This window comes from Staphylococcus rostri, from assembly GCF_002902145.1.
GTDB lineage: Bacteria > Bacillota > Bacilli > Staphylococcales > Staphylococcaceae > Staphylococcus > Staphylococcus rostri.
The window spans coordinates 1-21666 of record NZ_PPRF01000018.1; the positions used below are offsets into that span (position 1 = coordinate 1).

23 protein-coding genes and 1 riboswitch are annotated in these 21666 nt (G+C 37.8%); of the genes, 14 read left to right on the forward strand and 9 right to left on the reverse strand.

Annotated features, from left to right (window positions below; translation table 11 throughout):
* Positions 1 to 175: 175 nt before the first annotated feature.
* From CD122_RS03445 to graF, 4 genes are all read right to left on the reverse strand, one after another.
* Positions 176 to 967 (reverse strand): energy-coupling factor transporter transmembrane component T family protein, encoded by a 792-nt coding sequence (locus CD122_RS03445; RefSeq protein ID WP_103357610.1) that lies wholly within the window; start codon positions 965 to 967, stop codon positions 176 to 178.
* Complete coding sequence (locus tag CD122_RS03450) at positions 960 to 2366, reverse strand: ABC transporter ATP-binding protein (protein WP_103357611.1); 1407 nt, start codon at positions 2364 to 2366, stop codon at positions 960 to 962. Before CD122_RS03450 ends, CD122_RS03445 begins: the two co-directional genes overlap by 8 nt.
* 14 nt (positions 2367 to 2380) lie before the next feature.
* A complete protein-coding gene (locus CD122_RS03455; protein ID WP_103357612.1) occupies positions 2381 to 2956 on the reverse strand; it encodes an ECF transporter S component in 576 nt (191 codons plus the stop codon).
* Between the two features lie 134 nt (positions 2957 to 3090).
* Positions 3091 to 3190, reverse strand: a riboswitch (TPP riboswitch).
* Between the two features lie 82 nt (positions 3191 to 3272).
* Positions 3273 to 3404, reverse strand: coding sequence for a glycopeptide resistance-associated protein GraF (gene graF / locus CD122_RS12135; protein WP_206167746.1), 132 nt, complete (start codon positions 3402 to 3404; stop codon positions 3273 to 3275).
* Positions 3405 to 3651: 247 nt separating this feature from the next.
* On the opposite strand from graF, the gene auxA reads away from it, so the two are divergent.
* From auxA to CD122_RS03490, 7 genes are all read left to right on the forward strand, one after another.
* The gene (auxA, locus tag CD122_RS03460) at positions 3652 to 4971 is read left to right on the forward strand and encodes a lipoteichoic acid stability factor AuxA (RefSeq protein ID WP_103357613.1); all 1320 of its coding nucleotides are present in this window, start codon (positions 3652 to 3654) and stop codon (positions 4969 to 4971) included.
* Between the two features lie 153 nt (positions 4972 to 5124).
* Positions 5125 to 6297 carry a class I SAM-dependent rRNA methyltransferase gene (locus CD122_RS03465; protein WP_103357614.1) on the forward strand — a complete coding sequence of 391 codons (1173 nt, stop codon included), beginning with the start codon at positions 5125 to 5127 and terminating at the stop codon, positions 6295 to 6297.
* Positions 6298 to 6351: 54 nt separating this feature from the next.
* Positions 6352 to 6882: a DUF697 domain-containing protein gene (locus CD122_RS03470; RefSeq protein WP_103357615.1), complete on the forward strand. Its 531-nt coding sequence runs from the start codon at positions 6352 to 6354 to the stop codon at positions 6880 to 6882.
* A 159-nt stretch (positions 6883 to 7041) separates the two neighbouring features.
* The gene (locus CD122_RS03475; RefSeq protein ID WP_044361372.1) at positions 7042 to 7308 is read left to right on the forward strand and encodes a phosphocarrier protein HPr; all 267 of its coding nucleotides are present in this window, start codon (positions 7042 to 7044) and stop codon (positions 7306 to 7308) included.
* Positions 7308 to 9032, forward strand: a complete 1725-nt coding sequence (ptsP, locus tag CD122_RS03480; protein ID WP_103357616.1) for a phosphoenolpyruvate--protein phosphotransferase — start codon at positions 7308 to 7310, stop codon at positions 9030 to 9032. Before CD122_RS03475 ends, ptsP begins: the two co-directional genes overlap by 1 nt.
* A 23-nt stretch (positions 9033 to 9055) precedes the next feature.
* Complete coding sequence (locus CD122_RS03485; protein ID WP_103357617.1) at positions 9056 to 9277, forward strand: hypothetical protein; 222 nt, start codon at positions 9056 to 9058, stop codon at positions 9275 to 9277.
* Between the two features lie 21 nt (positions 9278 to 9298).
* The gene (locus CD122_RS03490; protein ID WP_103357618.1) at positions 9299 to 9664 is read left to right on the forward strand and encodes a hypothetical protein; all 366 of its coding nucleotides are present in this window, start codon (positions 9299 to 9301) and stop codon (positions 9662 to 9664) included.
* A 121-nt stretch (positions 9665 to 9785) separates the two neighbouring features.
* Here CD122_RS03490 and CD122_RS03495 read toward each other — a convergent pair whose 3' ends face one another.
* Positions 9786 to 10013 (reverse strand): glutaredoxin family protein, encoded by a 228-nt coding sequence (locus CD122_RS03495; protein ID WP_103357619.1) that lies wholly within the window; start codon positions 10011 to 10013, stop codon positions 9786 to 9788.
* Between the two features lie 230 nt (positions 10014 to 10243).
* Here CD122_RS03495 and CD122_RS03500 point away from each other — a divergent pair, with 230 nt between their 5' ends.
* A complete protein-coding gene (locus tag CD122_RS03500; RefSeq protein WP_103357620.1) occupies positions 10244 to 10903 on the forward strand; it encodes a potassium channel family protein in 660 nt (219 codons plus the stop codon).
* A 31-nt stretch (positions 10904 to 10934) separates the two neighbouring features.
* Here CD122_RS03500 and CD122_RS03505 read toward each other — a convergent pair whose 3' ends face one another.
* Positions 10935 to 11342: a MerR family transcriptional regulator gene (locus CD122_RS03505; RefSeq protein WP_103357621.1), complete on the reverse strand. Its 408-nt coding sequence runs from the start codon at positions 11340 to 11342 to the stop codon at positions 10935 to 10937.
* A gap of 74 nt (positions 11343 to 11416) precedes the next feature.
* Here CD122_RS03505 and CD122_RS03510 point away from each other — a divergent pair, with 74 nt between their 5' ends.
* A complete protein-coding gene (locus CD122_RS03510) occupies positions 11417 to 12403 on the forward strand; it encodes an alpha/beta hydrolase fold domain-containing protein (protein WP_169926457.1) in 987 nt (328 codons plus the stop codon).
* Between the two features lie 48 nt (positions 12404 to 12451).
* Here the strand turns inward: CD122_RS03510 and rnjA are convergent, their stop codons facing one another.
* The 3 genes from rnjA to def all read right to left on the reverse strand — a co-directional run bounded on the left by rnjA (position 12452) and on the right by def (position 15536).
* A complete protein-coding gene (gene rnjA / locus CD122_RS03515) occupies positions 12452 to 14134 on the reverse strand; it encodes a ribonuclease J1 (protein WP_103357623.1) in 1683 nt (560 codons plus the stop codon).
* Entirely contained in the window at positions 14134 to 14349 is a 216-nt protein-coding gene (locus CD122_RS03520; RefSeq protein WP_103357624.1) for a DNA-dependent RNA polymerase subunit epsilon, read from the reverse strand. Before CD122_RS03520 ends, rnjA begins: the two co-directional genes overlap by 1 nt.
* A gap of 635 nt (positions 14350 to 14984) precedes the next feature.
* Positions 14985 to 15536 (reverse strand): peptide deformylase, encoded by a 552-nt coding sequence (gene def / locus CD122_RS03525; RefSeq protein WP_103357625.1) that lies wholly within the window; start codon positions 15534 to 15536, stop codon positions 14985 to 14987.
* 325 nt (positions 15537 to 15861) lie between these two features.
* Between def and CD122_RS03530 the strand changes: the two genes are divergently transcribed.
* From CD122_RS03530 to lpdA, 5 genes are all read left to right on the forward strand, one after another.
* The gene (locus tag CD122_RS03530; RefSeq protein WP_103357626.1) at positions 15862 to 16494 is read left to right on the forward strand and encodes a YkyA family protein; all 633 of its coding nucleotides are present in this window, start codon (positions 15862 to 15864) and stop codon (positions 16492 to 16494) included.
* A gap of 159 nt (positions 16495 to 16653) precedes the next feature.
* Positions 16654 to 17763, forward strand: a complete 1110-nt coding sequence (gene pdhA, locus CD122_RS03535; RefSeq protein WP_103357627.1) for a pyruvate dehydrogenase (acetyl-transferring) E1 component subunit alpha — start codon at positions 16654 to 16656, stop codon at positions 17761 to 17763.
* A 3-nt stretch (positions 17764 to 17766) separates the two neighbouring features.
* The gene (locus tag CD122_RS03540; protein ID WP_103357628.1) at positions 17767 to 18744 is read left to right on the forward strand and encodes an alpha-ketoacid dehydrogenase subunit beta; all 978 of its coding nucleotides are present in this window, start codon (positions 17767 to 17769) and stop codon (positions 18742 to 18744) included.
* 194 nt (positions 18745 to 18938) lie between these two features.
* Positions 18939 to 20237 carry a dihydrolipoamide acetyltransferase family protein gene (locus CD122_RS03545; protein ID WP_103357629.1) on the forward strand — a complete coding sequence of 433 codons (1299 nt, stop codon included), beginning with the start codon at positions 18939 to 18941 and terminating at the stop codon, positions 20235 to 20237.
* A gap of 3 nt (positions 20238 to 20240) precedes the next feature.
* Positions 20241 to 21647: a dihydrolipoyl dehydrogenase gene (lpdA, locus tag CD122_RS03550; RefSeq protein ID WP_103357630.1), complete on the forward strand. Its 1407-nt coding sequence runs from the start codon at positions 20241 to 20243 to the stop codon at positions 21645 to 21647.
* Positions 21648 to 21666 lie beyond the last annotated feature (19 nt).

Genomic DNA, 21666 nt, shown 5'->3' on the forward strand with positions numbered 1-21666 from the left:
GTATATATGTTAAAAAAGCCGTTAAAATTCATTTTAGAGAATTTTAACGGCTTTTTCTTAGGGAATCTGAGTGCTTATGTCCCAGCCCCCTTTTTGCGCATATGATAAACGGGAAAAATATGCATTGGAAATAAATGCCTTTTCATAATATAGAGACTATGAAAAAGCGAATGGGTTATCGTGCATCTACAATACCGGTAATCGGTAGGTAATGTGCACAACCAAATGCGACAGCGATAATTGCAATCAGTAAGACGATTAACAATGGATCGCGATAGCTAAAAGGTACATGATAGTAATACGTTCGTTTACCATCATGGAAGCCTTTTTTCTCCATTGCCACAGCAAGGCGATGTGCCTTACGAATATTTTGACTGAGCAGTGGAATTAACAGGTGTTTGAGTCGTTGGATGCCGCCATAGTTTTTATTACTAATCATTTGATAGCGCATTTTAAGGGCATTGCGTAATTGGAAGACCGACTCAATCATCAATGGAATCATGCGAAATGCCGCCATAAAAGCGTACGCAATTTTCGGTTTGACTTTAAGATGTTGCATTAAACTATAAAAAATCATAATGACTTGTGACGTAAAGGCGATAGCAAGCCCGAAGTAACTCACGACCATCGTTCTTAATGACAAATGTAACCCGCGCACTAAACTTTCGACGCTAATGCTTACAAATGCAAATTCCAGTAAGACGTGTTGACCATCCCCATAGAAAATCATGAACAACGAAGAGGTAAGCGCAAAGAACGTTGCCATACCGACAAAGGTTGCGACGACTTGCCATTTCGTACCTGCAAAACATAATAAAAATACAAGCATTAAAGCAGCGAGATACAACATAAAATCAAAGTTATGAACAAAAATAATAAAGAAAAAGAGAGCGACACCGAGAAAGAGCTTCGTGACGATATTCACTTTATCCATAAATGTGTGACGTGTTTTCCAAGCTTCAATCATGTTGTAACACCTCGACTTCATGTAATGCACCATCAAAGATTTCAAAGCGTCTCGATGGATAGCGTTCAATTATGTGTGGATCATGTGTAATCATGACAATCGTTTGTCCTTGTGCGATACGTTCTTGGAATAGGCGAATGAGTTTGAATGTGTTATGGCTATCCAAGCCGAACGTCGGTTCATCTAATAAAATAATATCTGCATTCGTACTTAATGCCGTCGCAACGCTCAAACGTCTTTTTTGTCCCATTGAAAGCTCAAAAGGATGCTGTTTTGAAACGTGTGCAAGGTCTAATAACGCAAGCATTTCTTGTGTTTTTTCAGTCGCATGTTGTGGATCCATATATTCATAATTAACGAATATTTCATCGTACACACTATTTTGAATAAATTGTAGTTCTGGATTTTGATACACCAAGTACATATGGCTCGCAGCATCACGTACTTTTTTAAGTTTATGCTCATTCCATTTCATGTCACCATCATAAGGAATAAGCTGCATCATAGACTCAAATAATGTTGTTTTGCCCGTGCCATTATGACCAGTAAGTGTCAACCATTCACCAGGCTGTATGTCCAATTCCGAAACTTGATACAATTGCTTACGTCCACGCTTAACCGCACCGTCACGATAGTTAAAGTTAAATGAGCTATCCGTCTTAACAGGTTCATGATTCGGTGTAGGTGCAGCGTCCCACGCATTCGGATGCCAAACACCATATTCAGTTAACGTTTCTTCATAGTTCGCTAAAATCATACCAGGTGCACCTTGTTGAATAATCTGTCCATGTTGATCCATTAAAATAACACGGTCTACATAGTCCCAAACGTGTGCGACTTTATGTTCAACAATCAACACGGTCTGGTCCGCCCACAAGTCTTTTAACAAGTCCCATAAGTTTTGGGTTGCTTCAACATCTAACATTGCAGTTGGTTCATCTAAAAATAGCGTGTCAGCTTGCATTAATAACGTACCGGCAATTGCTAATTTTTGTTTCATACCACCACTCAACTGATTAATTGAATGTTTCGGATTGACGTCCAAGTTGACTTTTTTTAGTGCTTCAGCAATAAGGTCGTCCATTTCTTCACGTGGTACTTGTTGGTTTTCTAAAATAAAAGCTAATTCTTCATTGACTTGTGGCATACAAAATTGCGAGTCCGGATCTTGGAAAATCACACCTGCATTATGTGCCACTTCTAAGGCATCATATTTCATAGGTAAGTCAATTAAATCGGGAACAATCCCACTTAATACATTTAATAAGGTACTCTTACCAGATCCAGAGGGACCGAGTAAGAGTACTTTTTCTTTATCTTTAATTTCGATATCGAGACCATCGAAAATTTTATGCGTCGCACTTGGATATTTTAAGCGCAAATTTTTGGCTTTTAGCACGATTGACTCTCTCCTTATAGTGCGTCATAGTCGTCTTTAGAAGCAGGGCGGAACAACTTCGTCACACCCGTTTGATCCAAAGCTTTGACAAGGTAATACGGGAAAATACCTGCCAACACGGCACCACTAATAATGCGGAATGCGATCAGTAAGATTAAGTTCCACTGTGCGACTTCGCTTAAATAACCGTAGTACCAATCGATTGGTAAACTCACTACTGCAGCAGCAACACCTGCCATAACAGCAACCATAAATGCACGTGAGCGGTAGCGGAACAATGCAAAAATAACTTCACAAGCAAGACCTTGTAATAATGCGTAAATGATTGTCGGAATATCAAAGCGACCCATCATAATCGTTTCACCAGCACCCGCAGCAAATTCGGCAAGTAAAGCAATCCCCATTTTTGGAATGATGAGATAAGCAACGACGGCAGCAGCAAACCACATACCGTACATCAGTTGATCAAGTTGTAGACCTAAAGGCTCAATCGTTTTTGTAACGACCCACCATAAATTGTAAATTACTGCAAATATCACAGACACCAATACTGTTACAAGAATGTCTGATAATGTTAACCCTTTTTTCATTGTAAAGGACCTCCTAGTAGAATATAAAAAAACGCACATCCCGTTCGAGAGATGTGCGTAGTTATGTATGATTATAGAGAAGGACAACATAAACAACGCAAAAAAGCGTGCTCATCATTGCCGCATATCCTATTTATAAACATCGTACACTTTCCTCCGCTAGCATCATCTAGTTCAGGTTCAAAGGGTTTGAGGAAATTCCTCATCTCAGTTCTCACACCCCTAGTGCGTGCGTATTTAATTAACATACTCAAATGTACACGTCTTAAAATAAAAAGTCAAGAGACAGACGTCCCTTGACCTCGGTTAAAGCAGCTTAGTCTAATGTGCTTTGGATATCGTCTTTTGTTTTTTCGATACCGTCTTTCGCATCTTGTGCTTTATCTTTTAATGCTTCTTCTTTTTCTTTTGCTTGTTCTGCTGCTTTTTTTAAATCTTTTTCTGACATGCTTAAGCACTCCTTTATAATGTTTGATAGTCTTCTATATCCAATCTGTTTTGTGATTAAACATCATTTCTGAAAAAATATTTATATTTAGCTAAATTTTTGTTACGTTGAGGCATAGAAAGGGTAAGTGATAAAAGTCTCGATGGAAATTAATGCTGTTACAAATTTTATCGTACTAGAGACTGAATTTGGTCAATAATAAAGACAGCAGACAATTGTTCATATATAATAATTGTGAGGTGAGAGGATGTCCTTTTTTAATAAGTACACCGAAGTAATTTATTCTTATATTATAGGTGCGCTTTCTATACTACTGAGTATCGTAATTTTTGTTAACATTCCACTCATTCAACAACTGAAAGCTGGCAAGCACCATGTCCCACGCATTGATAACATTTGGGACTTTATTATGGCGTTTTTCAATGAAATCATTCGCGTCATGAGCAAGTATATCGGTGATTTTCCACTCGTCAGTGGCTTAATCATTTTAGCATTCGGTATACTGTTGATTGTTATTGCGAGAGTGTTAACGAATACAACACGCTTTGACTATGATATTTCCATCTTCTTTTTATTAATTGGAATTATCTTCTTCGTGTTGACACTAATCTTCATGTCTCAAGTATATGGTATTTTAGCGTTTATTTTCGTGGTGCCATTTTTGATTCATATCGGTTATATCACGTTTAAAGATGAACTGAACCCATTACATCGAAAGCAACACTATTTATGGTTGATTTTCAGCTATGGCATCAGTTATACATTCACGCAACTCGCGCTCTATGCACGTTTGGAAGGACGCGAAGTAGCACCTATTGATGTATTGAGTATTAACTCATTCTTTGTCGTGTTATGGCTTATCGGTCAAATGGCAATTTGGAACTTTTTATTTTTACGCCGCTCATTACCTGTTTTTCATGAAGATCTTGATGAAGAAACAAGTCAGTACATGCGTAGTAAGAAGTATCAATTCGATGATCAATCCAAAGTACACTTCAAAGATATTCAAAGTCGTACAACAGAGTTCACACATGATATTACACATCGTACGCGTCGTAGCATAAATATTGAAAAAATCCGTGCGAAACGTGATTATATTAAAGAACATTGGTTTGGCTGGGCGAAGTTAGAGGAAGAGGATATTCCGTCTTTCTTACGTCGTCGTCCAAAATGGTTTAAACGTTCTTATGTGAATATTGCTTGTGGTGTCATCTTGTTATTCTTTATTTTGTTAGAATTTAATAACCGTAACGCATTATTTGCTTCAGGTGACTGGCAGTTGTCACAAACACAATATGTATATGAGTGGATTAGTTTGCTATTGTTACTTTTCATCGCCATTGCGTATATCTTTACATCGATTACGTTTATGTTGAAAGGAAAGCACTATTACTTACAATTGTTTATGATTAGCATTCTATTCTTCAAATTATTAACAGAGTACGTCGTAATTCTATTCCATGGATTACTATTATCTATTTTTATCACACCAATCTTAGTGCTCATGTTAATACCAGCAATCATTGCATTCGTGTTGCAATTACGCCAACCAGTAGTCAAAGAGTAATGTCGTTTAAGAGTGGGAGCATCGTCTCTCACTCTTTTTAGTTGTTCAACTTTTGTGCTGGAAAATAAAACACAATGGATGATAGAAAACATGAGATTCTATTACTACTGGCATGTTAAGATATAAAGTAATGAAGAAAGAAAGGCTGATACAATGAAAACAGCAATTTTAAATAAAGGCAAAGAAACGAAATATATCAATGGGTATCCGTTGATTGAAGAAGAGGATATATATCAACAAGGTGCGCTAGAAAGTGGCGATTTGTTCCACTTGAAAACGGCACAGGGAGACTATATCGCAACAGGGTATGTCGGTTTTCAACATAAAGGACTTGGCTGGGTATTAACGTATGATGAAGCGGCAGTCATTGACCAAGCATTTTTTGAAAATGTATTTGAGCTCGCACGTCAAGAACGTGATTATTACTATCGTATTGATGGGACGAACGCGTTTCGTCTATTTAATGGTGAAGGAGATGGCGTGGGTGGCTTAACCATTGATTATTATAACGGTCATTTGTTAATTCAATGGTATTCACGCGGAATTTATGCATTTCGTGATGACATTATTGCGGCGATAACAACAGTGTTTGACTATACATCCATTTATGAAAAAACGCGCTTCAAAGATTCAAATATTGAAGGCGGCTTCGTAATGGGTGATGCACCTGAATTCCCAATCGTAATAGAAGAAAACTTTACGTTCTACAACGTGCATTTAGATGATGGTCCAATGACAGGCATTTTCTTAGACCAAAAAGAAGTGCGTAAAAAGATTCGTGACTATTACAGTGCGGAACGTCGTGTATTGAACTTATTCAGTTATACTGGGGCTTTTTCAGTTATTGCAGCGAGTGAAGCGACACAAACAACGAGTGTTGACTTAGCGAATCGTTCACGTCCGATGACGGAAGAGAACTTTGGCTTAAACGGTATTGATCCTAAAACACAAGCGCTCTATGTGATGGATACGTTTGATTACTATAAATATGCTGAGCGTCATGGCTTAACATACGACACGATTGTGATTGATCCGCCAAGTTTTGCGCGTAATAAAAAGAAAACATTCTCAGTAACGAAAGACTATGACAAACTGATTAAAGGCGCATTGCCATTGTTGAATCGTAAAGGGACACTCGTATTAAGTACGAATCATAGTATGTACCCGCTCAAGTCATTTAAAAATATGATTAAACGCACAATGACTGAATTAGGGGTTTCTTACCGTATTGATGAAGTAATGGGCTTACCGAAAGACTTTAAAACACATACACAGTACAAGCCTTCAAAATATTTAAAAGTCGTTTTTGTCACATTGATGGATTAACTATCTGACAAAAGGGTATAAGGTAGAGTCTTATTTGTGAAAGGTGGATGAAAAATGAAAATTTCAAATAAAATTACAGAACTCGTTGGTAATAAAGTATTAAATATTGAAAAGATAACGAATAAAAGTGTGTTGCCACAAAACAATGAAGAAGTTGCAGCACGTCGTCAACAAGCAGAAAGTATCGTTAAAAAGAAAGCGTTACTGTCATCTGGTGCGACAATTGTACCGATTCCAGGTTTTGACTTTGGCGTGGATATGAAGTTGATGAAAGATGTTATTGAAGATATTAATAAAGTGTACGGTTTAGATCATAAACAAGTGAATAAAATGAGCGACGATATGCGAAACCGTATCGTCATGGCTGCAGGTATTCAAGGGACACAACTGATTGGTAAAAAAGTATCAAGTGGCTTGTTAAAGGTTTTTGTGCGTGACGTGGCAAAACGTACGGCAGCCAAACAGACACGCTGGTTCCCAATCGTTGGACAAGCTGTATCTGCATCACTCAGTTACTACTTTATGACGAAAGTCGGCAAAGAACACATCCAAAAATGTGAGAATGTTGTCAAGTCACTCATATAATTTTTTCGATAATTTGTAAAAAAAGCGAAAAGTAGCTATTTGATAATGGTTTCACAATTGAATTTGACCTATAATTTTGGTAATGTTAAGGCATGTAGCGAAGTTAACTAGCTTATGCTAAAAATAAAAATTATAGAAATAGAAGGAGTAAGATGTAAGATGGAACAACAATCATATGTAATTATTGACGAAACAGGTATTCACGCACGTCCAGCAACTATGTTGGTACAAACAGCTTCAAAATTCGAATCAGATGTACAATTAGAATACAACGCGAAAAAAGTAAACTTAAAATCAATCATGGGTGTTATGAGCTTAGGTGTTGGTAAAGACGCTGAAATTACAATCTACGCAGACGGTAGCGATGAGAAAGAAGCAATTCAAGCAATTACTGAAGTCTTATCTAAAGAAGGTTTAACAAAATAATGTCTGAATTGATTAAGGGTATTGCAGCATCAGATGGTGTTGCTATTGCCAAAGCGTATATGCTCGTAGAACCCGATTTAAGTTACAGTCATACGACAACAGAAGACCCAGCAGGTGAAGTTCAAAAGTTCAATGATGCTTTGAACAATGCGAAGGTCGAATTAACAAAAATCAGAAATAATGCTGAAGAACAATTGGGGCCTGATAAAGCAGCTATTTTTGATGCGCATTTACTTGTACTTGATGATCCTGAATTAATCAATCCGATTGAAAGCATGATCAAAGACGACAGTGCAAGTGCGCCACATGCATTAACAGAAGTAACACAAAACTTCATTACAATTTTTGAATCAATGGATAATGAGTACATGAAAGAACGTGCGGCAGATATTCGCGACGTTTCTAAACGTGTGCTTGCACATATTTTAGGTGTTGAGTTACCAAACCCAAGTATCGTTGATGAGAGTGTTATTATCGTTGCGCACGATTTAACACCATCAGATACAGCACAATTGAACAAACAATACGTTCAAGGTTTCGTAACGAACATCGGTGGACGTACATCACACTCTGCAATTATGAGCCGTTCATTAGAGATTCCAGCCGTAGTAGGTACTAAAGCTGTGACGAAATCTGTTCAAAACGGCGATATGATTATTGTCGATGGTTTGACTGGTGATGTAATCATCAATCCGTCACAAGATGAAGTACGTGCATATCAACAAAAACGCGATATGTTCTTTGAAGATCGTGAAGCTTTAAAACAATTACGTGATGAAGCGACAACGACAATCGATGGCAAACATGTTGAACTTGCTGCAAACATTGGTACACCGAATGATTTAGAAGGTGTTAAAAACAATGGTGCAGAAGGAATCGGTCTCTACCGTACAGAATTCTTGTACATGGGTCGCGATAACATGCCATCAGAAGATGAACAATTCGAAGCATACAAAAAGGTATTAGAAGAAATGGATGGCAAGCGTGTCGTAGTTCGTACGCTTGATATCGGTGGAGATAAGGAGTTACCATACTTAAATCTTCCTGAAGAAATGAACCCATTCTTAGGATACCGTGCAATTCGTTTATGCTTAGACCAACCTGATATTTTCCGTCCACAATTGCGCGCATTATTACGTGCATCTGTATACGGTAAGTTAAATATCATGTTCCCAATGGTTGCAACGGTTCAAGAGTTCCGTGATGCCAAAGCATTATTACTTGAAGAAAAAGAAAACTTGAAGAGCGAAGGCGTGGAAGTAAGTGATGATATAGAATTAGGTATCATGGTGGAAATCCCATCAACTGCAGCATTAGCTGACGTATTCGCGAAAGAAGTGGACTTCTTCAGTATCGGTACAAACGACTTAATCCAGTACACAATGGCTGCTGACCGTATGTCTGAGCGTGTGTCATATCTTTACCAACCTTATAACCCATCAATCTTACGTTTAGTGAAACAAGTCATTGACGCGTCTCACGCAGAAGGTAAATGGACAGGCATGTGTGGAGAAATGGCCGGCGACGAAACGGCAATTCCATTATTACTTGGATTAGGCTTAGATGAATTCTCAATGAGTGCGACATCTATCTTGAAAGCACGTCGTCAAATCAAAGGATTAAGCACAACTGAAATGACTCAGTTAGCTGATCGTGCGATGAACTGTGCGACTGTTGATGAAGTCGTAACACTCGTTAAAGATGCAACTTCAAAAACTTTATAATAAAGTATAAAAAACCTGAGACATTGCGCCTCAGGTTTTTTGATGGGAAAAAGGCGGCTAATGCCTTTAATAAAGCTTATACACCTTTGGTAAAAGAATTAAAACCTATGTTGCAATGGAGTGAGGTACCTGCTAATGCAGTAAGGGATGCTGATATTAGAGCAGGACGAAATGCAGGTTTAACAGAATCTCAAGCACATAATTTAGGAGTTGCTTTAAAAGAAGCTATTTCCTGGTTATTTTAATATGTTAGAAAGTGTGGTTTTATGTTAAAAGAAAAAGAGAGCTTTAGATTGCTTTATCAAGCGATCAAAGAACTATCAATCAAAATGGGTGATAATCAATTAGAAACCAATTCGGTTAGTTTGTTGCTATTGGATTTTGACTTTGAACATGAAGTATTTGATAAAATATATTTAGCTTTTTTAAAGTATTTAGATCAAGTAAGTCTAGATAATATAAGCCATGTTGAATTGTTAGATTTGATAGATGACTCACTCCCAAAAGAACGAGAACTCAGTAAATTTGTAAAAAATAAAATCATTATTGGGTTTGCTAATAATTATTTTCCTGAATTGCAAGTATTAGCAGAAAATATAAAAGCAGAAATGGGAACTTTACTAAGTGAGTGATTATAAAAATACGATGAACTGTGCGACTGTTGATGAAGTCGTAACACTCGTTAAAGATGCAACTTTAAAAACTTTATAATAAAGTATAAAAAACCTGAGACATTGCGCCTCAGGTTTTTTGTTATAAACCAAGTGTTTGATTGAGCTTATCCATATCTACTTGATACATCGGTTCATCATCTAACAAGATAAATGGTGTCGCAAATGCATCACGGGCAATCATTTCATTACGGTATGTCGCATTGGCGATATTACGTTCTTCAAAGTCAACGTCATGTTCTGTTAGATAGTTTTTAACGAATGTACAAGGAGGACAGTCGTTTTGTGTATAGATGATTACTTGTGTCATAAGATGCCTCATTTCATAATCAATAATGATGTTAATTTAACACAACTGCCAAAATAGCGTCAATATGCTTGCTTAAACAGCATATATCTATTTGACAAGACCGCACGCAAGGTGGAAAATAAGAATGTTCTATAAGACCGCGCGATGGTATGGAGTGGGGCATCGAATTTTTAAAAATTGACATGCCGTTTCACTCAAAAATAAGCGCAAATTATTGTGGAGGTTCAATCATGGATAAGGAATATGTAGTCATCGGTTTAGGACGATTTGGTGGAAGTATTGTACGTGAACTGAATGCCTTGGATATGGACGTCATGGCGATTGATAAGGATGAACATCGTGTAGATGAGTATAGTGATATTGCCACACATGCAGTTGTTGCAGATACAACAGATGAGGCAGTTATGAAAAGTCTCGGGATTCGTAACTTTGATCACGTCATCGTTTCAATCGGTGAAAACATCCAAGCGAGTACATTAACAACGCTTATTTTAAAAGAGTTAGGTGTTAAAAAAGTAACAGCTAAAGCGCAAAATGATTATCACGCAAAAATACTTAACAAAATTGGTGCGGATACAGTCGTACATCCAGAACGCGATATGGGGCGTCGTATTGCCCATAACGTAGCAAGCGCAACAGTATTAGACTATTTAGAGCTTTCGGATGAGCATTCAATTGTCGAAATGAAAGCAACGGAAGCTATGGCGGGTAAGACATTGATTGATTTAGATATTCGTGCGCAATTTGGAATTAACATTATTGCGATTAAACGTCGTAAAGAAATCATCGTGTCACCAGACCCAGATATGGCTTTGGAATTTGATGATATTTTAATTATGATAGGTCATGACAATGACTTAACACGATATGAAAAGAAAATCGCACACTAAACTAAAAAGCAGACTAGAGACACATGTGTTTCTAGTCTGCTTTTTGATAAATATGTGCAATGCGCTCTATTTGTGCACGTAAGTCAAAGTCATCAAAGTTTAGTTCTTTTTCTAAAGCGTATGATAATGCATCATCTAACGCTTGAAGGGCAGCAATTTGCTTTTGAAGTTCTTTCTGTTTTCGTGTTATGGTGTCATGAATAAAAGGCTCAGAATATCCTTTCTTTCCAGTCAAATTTAGAATATGTTTGATTTCGTCTAATGAAAAGTGAAAATCAGTGAGCAGTTTAATAAATTGAAGTAAGAAAACTGTTTCTGAATCATAATCACGATAATTATTAGCACATCGTTTAGGGGCTGGAATGAGCCCTATTTTTTCATAGTAACGAATGGTTGAGATTGGCGTATTGGAGATATGCGCGATTTTTTTACTGTTCATCGTTGTTCTCCTTGACTATAAAGTATGGTTTACAGTTTATAATAAAGTATATCAAGTATCGAGAGGTCATGACAATGAACAAAAAGAGACAACAACAAACGATTGTATTAACAATATCAACATTAGGATTGATGAAGTATCGTCGCAATATATTAGGACGTTCACTCAGAAGTACAATAGTTGAAAAGCTCATCTTAATGGGCGGTGCCAAAAAACGTTTTGGACCACAAACGGACGCTGAATTTGCACAGTTAATGGCAGAAGTTCAAGCTAAAAGTGATGTAGCATATCCAAATCCTGAGAAATGGGTGAAAATGCCAGTTACTGAAGTATATTATGATGGCATGCAAACATTTATTTGGAATGATCAACATAGTGCTAACCAGAAAGTCATTCTTTATTTACATGGTGGGGCTTATATCAATCAACCGACAAGTTATCATTTCAAAAGCGTTGCAGCAATGGCTAAACAATTAAATGCGAAAGTCGTATTGCCAATTTATCCTAAGGCACCACGCTATCAATGGACAGACACATATCCAAAAGTTGAGATGATATATAAAGAATTGATTGAAATAACAGAACAAAGCAATATTACGGTGATGGGAGATTCTGCTGGTGGAGGCCTCGCGTTAGGTATGGCGATGTATATCCGTGATCATCAGTTACCGCAACCTAAAGATATTGTTGTGCTTTCGCCATGGGTAGATGTTCATACAAATCACCCTAACATATATAAGTATGAGCCGGTTGATCCTATGTTATCTAGCGGTGTCGTTGATAAAATAGGTGAGCGTTGGGCTGGTAATGAGCAAGCAATGGATCATCCTTATGTGAGTCCGATTTTTGGTAATTTTGAGGGATTAGGCAAGATATCTATTTTTGTAGGAACACGTGAAATTTTATATCCAGATAATGAAAAACTACATGAGCTACTCATTAGTAAAGGTATACAACATAATTATACTGTTGCTGCCAAAATGAATCATGTTTATCCGTTGTACCCAATTCCTGAAGCAAAAGAGGCACAACAAGCAATTGTAGATATCATTAGAGAATAAGTAAAGAGGTCATGTCCCCACAATAGGGCGCATGACCTCTTTCATATATTATTTTGTTTCATTGACTTTCATAATGACTGGTAAAATCATTGGTTTACGCGCTGTTTGTTCATATAAATATGGTTGCAACGTTTCAATGATTGAAGACTTCACTTGATGCCATTGAATTTGCGGTTGACTATTCAACTTCTGAATGACTTCTTGTTTAATCTTCTTCTGAGCGTCATAAATCAATTGACCTGATTCACGCATATACACAAAACCACGTGAAATAATGTCTGGACCAGATAATAGTTTGTTCGTATTGAAGTCGATGCTGACAACAACAATCACTAAACCTTCTTCAGAGAGTAGCTTACGATCACGAATCACGACATTACCAATATCGCCAATACCGCTGCCATCCACAAGGACATTGCCTGATGGAATACGTCCAGCAGTGCGTGCCGAATCACGTGTTAACGCAAGAACATCACCGATATCATGGATAAAGACGTTTTCTTCTTTGACACCACAATCAACACCTGTTTGACCGTGAGCAACGAGCATACGATATTCACCATGGATTGGTAAGAAGAATTTTGGTCGAATTAAACGCAACATTAACTGTTGGTCGCCTTGTGAACCGTGTCCAGATGTATGGATGTTTGAAATCTTACTGTGAATGACTTCAGCACCCGCTTGATACAATGCGTTAATAGTGCGGTTAATACTTTTCGTGTTACCTGGGATAGGTGATGAACTAAATACAACCGTATCTTCAGGAATAATTTTAATTTGTTTGTGCGTACCATTTGCGATGCGTGAAAGTGCCGCCATTGGTTCACCTTGCGAGCCTGTACATAAAATTAACAATTCATGTTTTGGAATGCTGTTAATCTTGCTTGGCTCTACAAATGTTTCAGGTGGTGCTTTAATATAACCGAGTTCCGTACCAATTTTGATGTTGTTCTCCATTGAACGACCAAATGTGACAATCTTACGGTTATATTTTACAGCTGCTTCAACAGCTTGTTGCACACGGTAAATGTTCGATGCAAACGTCGCAAAGATAATACGTCCTGTACAGTTACGGAAGATTTTATCGACGTTCTGTCCAACTTCACGTTCACTTAATGTAAAGTCAGGTACGAGTGCGTTTGTAGAATCTGATAGTAAACAAAGGACACCTTCATCACCGAGTTGTGCCATTCGTGCCATATTAGCTGGTGCACCGACTGGCGTGAAATCAAACTTAAAGTCACCCGTGTGCACGATTTTACCTTCAGGCGTATCAACGACAACACCATATGCTTCAGGAATACTGTGCGTTGTTAAATAAAAGCTCACTTTGAAATGCTTTGATTCAATCACGCTATCTTCGTTGATTTCATTCAGTGACGCAGTGCGTAATAATTTGTGCTCTTCTAACTTGTTACGAATAAGTCCAAGTGCTAGTGGACCACTGTAGATTGGAACGTTAATCTTTTTTAACAGGTAGGGCACACCACCGATATGGTCTTCGTGACCATGCGTGATAACGAGTCCCACAATTTTATCTTGGTTTTGTTCAAGATACGTATAATCCGGAATGACATAGTCGATACCGAGTAGATTATCGTCTGGGAACTTAATACCTGCATCAATAATTAGGATTTCGTCCTGATATTCGACGGCGTAAGTGTTTTTACCGACTTCACCTAAACCGCCAAGCGCGTATACGCCAACCTCATTTTTTTGAAGTTGCTTCATTAGTCTGCGCGCTCCACGTTAAAGTGTTCAGACTGTTGTTCATATTCTAAATGTGCGCCCTCTAATTTAGTTATGAATTCGATGTTATAGTTACGTTCTTTCAAGAAACGACGAACTTGTTCTTCTGTTTGTGCTTCAACATAAGTAGATTGCGTGTTTTCACGAACGATCACTTCATCACGATTATGTTGATAAAATACTTTAAAAATTGCCATTAATAAATGCCTCCTAAATAAAAATCCTTGTTTATATTTGTGACAACGCGCTGCACTGCGACTCAATCATAGTTATCTTAATAGAAGTATAAATAAAAATATGAATCGAATGAATGTCAAACGGCTGTTCAACAGAATTCAATTCATCTCCTGATATCATACAGTTATGGCATGTTGTCGATATTTCAATTCCGTACTTGATGTTCGAGTTAGATAAAAGCATATAGATTTGCGGAAAACAGAATGCGCAACAAAATTACATCTTAATCTTGCTGAAATTATGTGAATTCTGTCGGGAATCCGGCTTCTTGAACATGGTTAAGCAGTTCTCAAAATCTCAATTAAACCTGTCAAATCTCGAACCCAGTTAGGTTTATTTTACATGAATTTAAACAATAAATAAAGCGGAATGTTATAAATAGAAAGCGATAGGGCAAGAATTATCAATATTATAGTAGGGAATGTCTGAAAAGAACTTAAAACACTGCATAAAATGAACTTGGAAATATAGAAAAATATGCTTAACAACAAGAATAAAGCGGGAAAAATTGATGGAATAACGGGACACGCGTGCCTAATCAAAAAATACCACCAGAGCTAACGATCTCTGATGGTATAGATAATCAATAATGGTATTACACTTCAATGGCACCATTTTTAGGAGTAAGTGGATTTTCTTTGTCGATATGATCGTAAAACATCACGCCATTCAAATGGTCCAATTCATGTTGGAAGACAATGGCAGGGTAGCCAGTTAGACGATAACTCACTTCATTACCGTCAATATCAAATCCTTTAATTGTCACACGATGATGACGGTGTACTAATCCTGGTACATCTTCATCAACGCTTAGGCAACCTTCACCAGTTGGCAAGTAGGCATCTTGTACACTGTGGCTGACGATTTTAGGATTGATAATACCGAGGTCATAAGATTTGCCGTTACCATCATCCGGGAGATAAACAGCAAACATACGTTTTGACACATTGATTTGAGGTGCGGCAATACCAACACCACTTCTTAGTTGATACTTCTCAGCCATTTCAGGGTCTTGACTATCACGTAAAAATTGTTGCATATCTAATAATGTTTGTCGTTCTTCATCAGTGAGTGGGAATGTCAACGCTTCAGCTTTTTGACGAAGTGTTGGATGCCCGTCACGTATAATATCTTTCATTGTTAACATATTGACACCTTCCTTATGTATCAATATATCAAAAAAAGTTAGAATGGAATAGGAATATTACTTAAGAAAGAGACACAGTATACGCGTGCACTGGAAATTCAATAATCGGTGTTCAAAAAGCAGTACTATCGACAAAACTTGAGGGCACTATAAAAAGTTCAAACCTTAGTCAAAATTTTATTGCAGTGTCCCGCTAACAACATTGTTCGATTCGTGGAAACCATAACCACTTTTGTCTTAACCTTGTGTGCAACAGATTATCGTTTGATTTATCTCACCGTTTTCACTAAAATGACCAGTGACAATGAAGGAGGCTAAAAAGCTTATGAAAATGAAAAAAACATTAGGTCTTGCATTAGCAGCAACTGTTCTACTTGCAGGGTGTAACAAAGACGGCGAACAATTTGAAAAGTACAATGACGGATTAACGAAACTTCAAAAAGCAGAAGCGCCAATCCAACAAGTAAATAAAGAAATGAACAATCTTGAGAAAGAAAAAGAGAAAATCTCTAAAGAAGTCAGTGGTAAAGATATTTCAACTGTACAAGATAAAGTGAAGTTATTTCTTGATAATGCAGCAAAGCGTGAAGCAGAACTGAAAAAAGAAGAAGATGCCATGATGAAATCTAAAAAAGCATTTGAAACACTTCAAAAATCAGCAGCAAAAGTAGAAGACAAAGAGGATAAAAAAGAATTAGATGAATTCAACAAAGCATTAGAAGACAAATATGCTAAACATGAAGCGTTTATCAGCGGTTATAAAGATGTCATTGCAAAAGAAAAAGATTTATTCAGCTATTTCCAAGATGCGTCAGGTAACCAAGAGGGTGTAGACGAAAAGTCAAAAGCACTACAAACTGCACAAAAAGAGATGAACAATAAAGTCAAAGCGTATTCTAAATCGATTCGTAAGGCACAAACTGAACGTGCTGATGTGGAACCAATTATCAATAGTTAGACTATAACAGTTGAAAACAGAGACTATAACAGTTTGTGTAACTGTAATGTTATCAACTATTACAGAACTTGAATCAAACCACTTAAAAATTACACAGTTGTGTGTTACAATTATTTAGGATGAAATATATATAAAAACGGGAAAGGTATGGTGAATTGCATGGCTGCTAAGTTAAAAGCCCAATTCGATGCAGAACAAGTATTGAAAGATACTGAATCGAAGTTTGAAATGGTTCAAATCTTAGATACAGATGGTAATGTAACTAATGAAGATTTGCTTCCAGATTTATCAGATGAAGAATTAGTTGAATTAATGAGAAGAATGGTTTGGACACGTATTTTAGACCAACGTTCAATTTCTTTAAACAGACAAGGACGTTTAGGTTTCTACGCGCCAACAGCAGGTCAAGAAGCATCACAACTTGCTTCACAATTTGCATTAGAAAAAGAAGACTTCATTCTTCCAGGTTACCGTGACGTACCACAATTAATCTGGCACGGTTTACCATTAACAAAAGCTTTCTTATTCTCACGTGGACACTTCGTAGGTAACCAAATGGACGATGTGAATGCATTGAGCCCACAAATCATTATCGGTGCACAATACATTCAAACAGCAGGTGTAGCATTTGGTCTTAAGAAACGTGGTAAAAAAGCTGTTGCAATTACTTACACTGGTGACGGTGGTTCTTCACAAGGTGACTTCTATGAAGGTATTAACTTCGCGTCAGCTTATAAAGTACCAGCAATCTTTGTAATCCAAAACAACAACTACGCGATTTCTACACCACGTTCAAAACAAACTGCTGCTGAAACATTAGCACAAAAAGCAGTTGCAGTAGGTATCCCTGGTATCCAAGTTGATGGTATGGATGCATTAGCTGTATACCAAGCTACTAAAGAAGCGCGTGATCGTGCTATCGCTGGTGAAGGTCCAACGTTAATCGAAACAATGACTTACCGTTATGGTCCTCATACTATGGCTGGTGACGACCCAACACGTTACAGAACTTCTGATGAAGATGCAGAATGGGAGAAAAAAGACCCACTTGTACGTTTCAGAAAGTTCTTAGAAAACAAAGGTTTATGGTCTGAAGAAAAAGAAAACGAAGTGATTGAACAAGCTAAAGAAGAAATCAAAGCTGCAATCAAAGAAGCAGACAACACTGCAAAACAAACAGTAACTTCATTAATGGAAATCATGTATGAAGATATGCCACAAAACCTTGCAGAACAATATGAAATTTACAAAGAGAAGGAGTCGAAGTAAGCCATGGCACAAATGACAATGGTTCAAGCGATTAACAATGCGCTAGCAACTGAACTTAAAAACGACGAAAACACTTTGATTTTTGGTGAAGACGTTGGTGTTAACGGTGGTGTATTCCGTGTAACTGAAGGTTTACAAAAAGAATTCGGTGAAGACCGAGTATTCGACACACCTTTAGCTGAATCTGGTATCGGTGGTTTAGCATTAGGTCTTACAACTCAAGGCTACCGTCCAATCATGGAAATCCAATTCTTAGGTTTCGTATATGAAGTATTTGACTCAGTAGCAGGTCAAATCGCACGTCACCGTTTCCGTACTGGTAACTCTAAAGCGGCACCTGTTACAATCCGTACGCCATTTGGTGGTGGGGTACACACACCAGAACTTCACGCGGACAACTTAGAAGGTATCCTTGCGCAATCTCCAGGTCTTAAAGTGGTTATCCCATCAGGCCCATACGATGCAAAAGGTTTATTAATCGAAAGTATCCGTAGCAACGACCCAGTTGCATACCTTGAGCACATGAAATTATACCGCTCATTCCGTGAAGAAGTACCGGAAGAAGAGTACACAATTGAAATCGGTAAAGCGAACGTTAAACGTGAAGGTACTGATTTAACAATTATCACTTACGGTGCAATGGTACAAGAAGCTATGAAAGCTGCTGAAGAACTTGAAAAAGACGGTCACTCAATCGAAGTAATCGACTTACGTACTGTTCAACCATTAGACATCGACACATTAGTAGCTTCTACAGAAAAAACTGGACGCGTTGTCGTTGTTCAAGAAGCTCAAAAACAAGCTGGTGTAGGCGCAAACGTTGTAGCTGAATTATCAGAACGTGCAATTCTTTCATTAGAAGCACCTATCGGACGTGTTGCAGCACCTGACACAATCTACCCATTCACTCAAGCTGAGAATGTTTGGTTACCAAATAAAAATGATATCATTGAAAAAGTAAAAGAAACATTAGAATTCTAATAACAGATTGATTGTTATGTGAGTTGTCTCTTTTGGAGCAATGATGTATTAAAAGTAAGCTCGCTTCGGAAAATCATTCAATGTTGTTGAGGGATTTACTCTTAGCGAGCTGCTTTTAAGATTTTTTATAGATAACGAAATGACACCTAAGATTCGACAGAGAAAAATATTGATTTAAATTAGGAGGAAACAACGTGGCATTTGAATTTAAATTACCAGATATTGGTGAAGGTATCCACGAAGGTGAAATTGTAAAATGGTTCATTAAAGCTGGAGACGCTATTGAAGAAGATGACATTCTATGTGAAGTACAAAACGACAAATCAGTTGTAGAAATTCCATCTCCTGTAACAGGAACAATTGAAGAAGTAGTTGTAGAAGAAGGTACTGTTGCTGTCGTTGGTGACACAATTGTAAAAATCGATGCACCTGATGCGGGCGATATTCAATTCAAAGGTGATCATGGCGACGACGCTAAAGAAGAAGAAGCACCAAAAGAAGAAGTTAAAGAAGAAGCACCTGCTGCAGCCCCTCAAGCAGATGTAGAAGTTGACGAAAACCGTATCATCAAAGCGATGCCATCAGTGCGTAAATATGCACGTGACAATAATGTGAACATTAAAGCTGTTAATGGTACAGGTAAAAATGGTAGAATTACAAAAGAGGACGTTGATGCATTCTTAAACGGTGGCGGTCAAGCAGCTGCTGCAACAGAAACAGTATCAGCTGAATCTACTGAAACAGCAGCACCAGCAGCGTCAGCGGCGCCAGCAGCTTCTGTTGAAGGTGAATTCCCTGAAACAACTGAAAAAATCCCTGCAATGCGTAAGGCGATTGCAAAAGCAATGGTTAACTCTAAACACACTGCGCCTCACGTAACATTAATGGATGAAATTGATGTTCAAGCATTATGGGATCACCGTAAAAAATTCAAAGAAATCGCTGCTGAGCAAGGTACGAAGCTTACATTCTTACCATACGTTGTAAAAGCATTAGTTTCTGCATTGAAAAAATACCCAGCGCTTAACACTTCATTCAATGAAGAAGCAGGCGAAGTGGTACACAAACATTACTGGAACATCGGTATTGCTGCAGACACAGAAAGAGGTCTTTTAGTACCTGTAGTAAAACACGCTGATCGTAAATCTATGTTCCAAATTTCAGATGAAATCAATGAACTTGCTGTTAAAGCACGTGATGGTAAATTAACATCTGATGAAATGAAAGGTGCAACATGTACTATTAGTAACATCGGTTCTGCAGGTGGCCAATGGTTCACACCAGTTATCAACCACCCAGAAGTTGCAATCTTAGGTATTGGTCGTATCGCTCAAAAACCTATCGTTAAAGATGGCGAAATTGTAGCAGCACCAGTATTATCATTATCATTAAGCTTTGACCACAGACAAATTGATGGTGCGACTGGTCAAAACGCTATGAACCATATCAAGCGTTTATTAAACAATCCAGAACTATTATTAATGGAGGGGTAAAATATGGTAGTCGGAGATTTTCCAATTGAAACAGATACTATTGTCGTAGGTGCAGGTCCAGGTGGATATGTTGCCGCAATTCGTGCAGCACAATTAGGACAAAAAGTAACAATCGTTGAGAAAGGTAGCCTAGGTGGTGTATGTCTTAACGTTGGTTGTATTCCATCAAAAGCACTTTTAAATGCAGCACACCGTTATGATCATGCTCAACACGGTGAAGAGTTAGGTATTACAGCTGAAAACGTAACTTTAGACTTTGGTAAAGTACAAGACTTCAAAGGTTCTGTTGTTAACAAATTAACAGGCGGTGTTGAAGCGTTACTTAAAGGTAACAAAGTTGAAATCGTTAAAGGTGAAGCTTACTTCGTTGATGGTAACAGCTTACGCGTTATGAATGAAACAAGTGCACAAACTTACAACTTCAAAAATGCAATCGTTGCAACTGGTTCACGTCCAATCGAAATTCCTAACTTCAAATTCGGTGGTCGCGTATTAGATTCAACAGGTGCTTTAAACTTACAAGAAGTACCTAAGAAATTAGTTGTTGTAGGTGGCGGTTACATCGGTTCTGAGTTAGGTACTGCATACGCTAACTTCGGTACAGAAGTAACAATTCTTGAAGGTGCAAAAGAAATCCTTGGTGGATTCGAAAAACAAATGGTTGCACCAGTTAAGAAAAAAATGAAAGCTAAAGGTATGACAATCGAAACTGAAGCTTTAGCAAAATCAGCTGAAGAAACTGATAACGGCGTAAAAGTAACTTATGAAGTTAAAGGCGAAGAAAAAACAATCGAAGCTGACTACGTATTAGTTACTGTAGGTCGTCGTCCAAATACGGATGAGTTAGGTTTAGAAGAAGCTGGCGTTAAACTTACAGATCGTGGCTTAGTTGAAGTAGACAAACAAGGTCGTTCTTCAGTAAGCAGTATCTTTGCAATTGGTGACATTGTTCCGGGTCTTCCATTAGCACATAAAGCAAGCTATGAAGCAAAAGTTGCTGCTGAAGCAATCGCAGGACAAAATGCTGAAGTTGATTACATCGGTATGCCTGCTGTATGTTTCACAGAACCTGAACTTGCTCAAGTGGGTTACACTGAAGCACAAGCAAAAGAAGAAGGTATTGCTTACAAAGCTTCTAAATTCCCTTACCAAGCAAACGGTCGTGCATTATCATTAAACGATACTGACGGATTCGTTAAGTTAATCACACTTAAAGAAGACGACACATTAATCGGTGCACAAGTTGTTGGTACAAGTGCTTCTGACGTTATCTCTGAATTAGGTCTTGCTATCGAAGCAGGCATGAATGCAGAAGATATCGCATTAACTGTTCACGCTCACCCAACTTTAGGTGAAATGAGCATGGAAGCTGCTGAAAAAGCAATCGGTTTACCAATCCACACAATGTAATAATATGTTTTGATATATC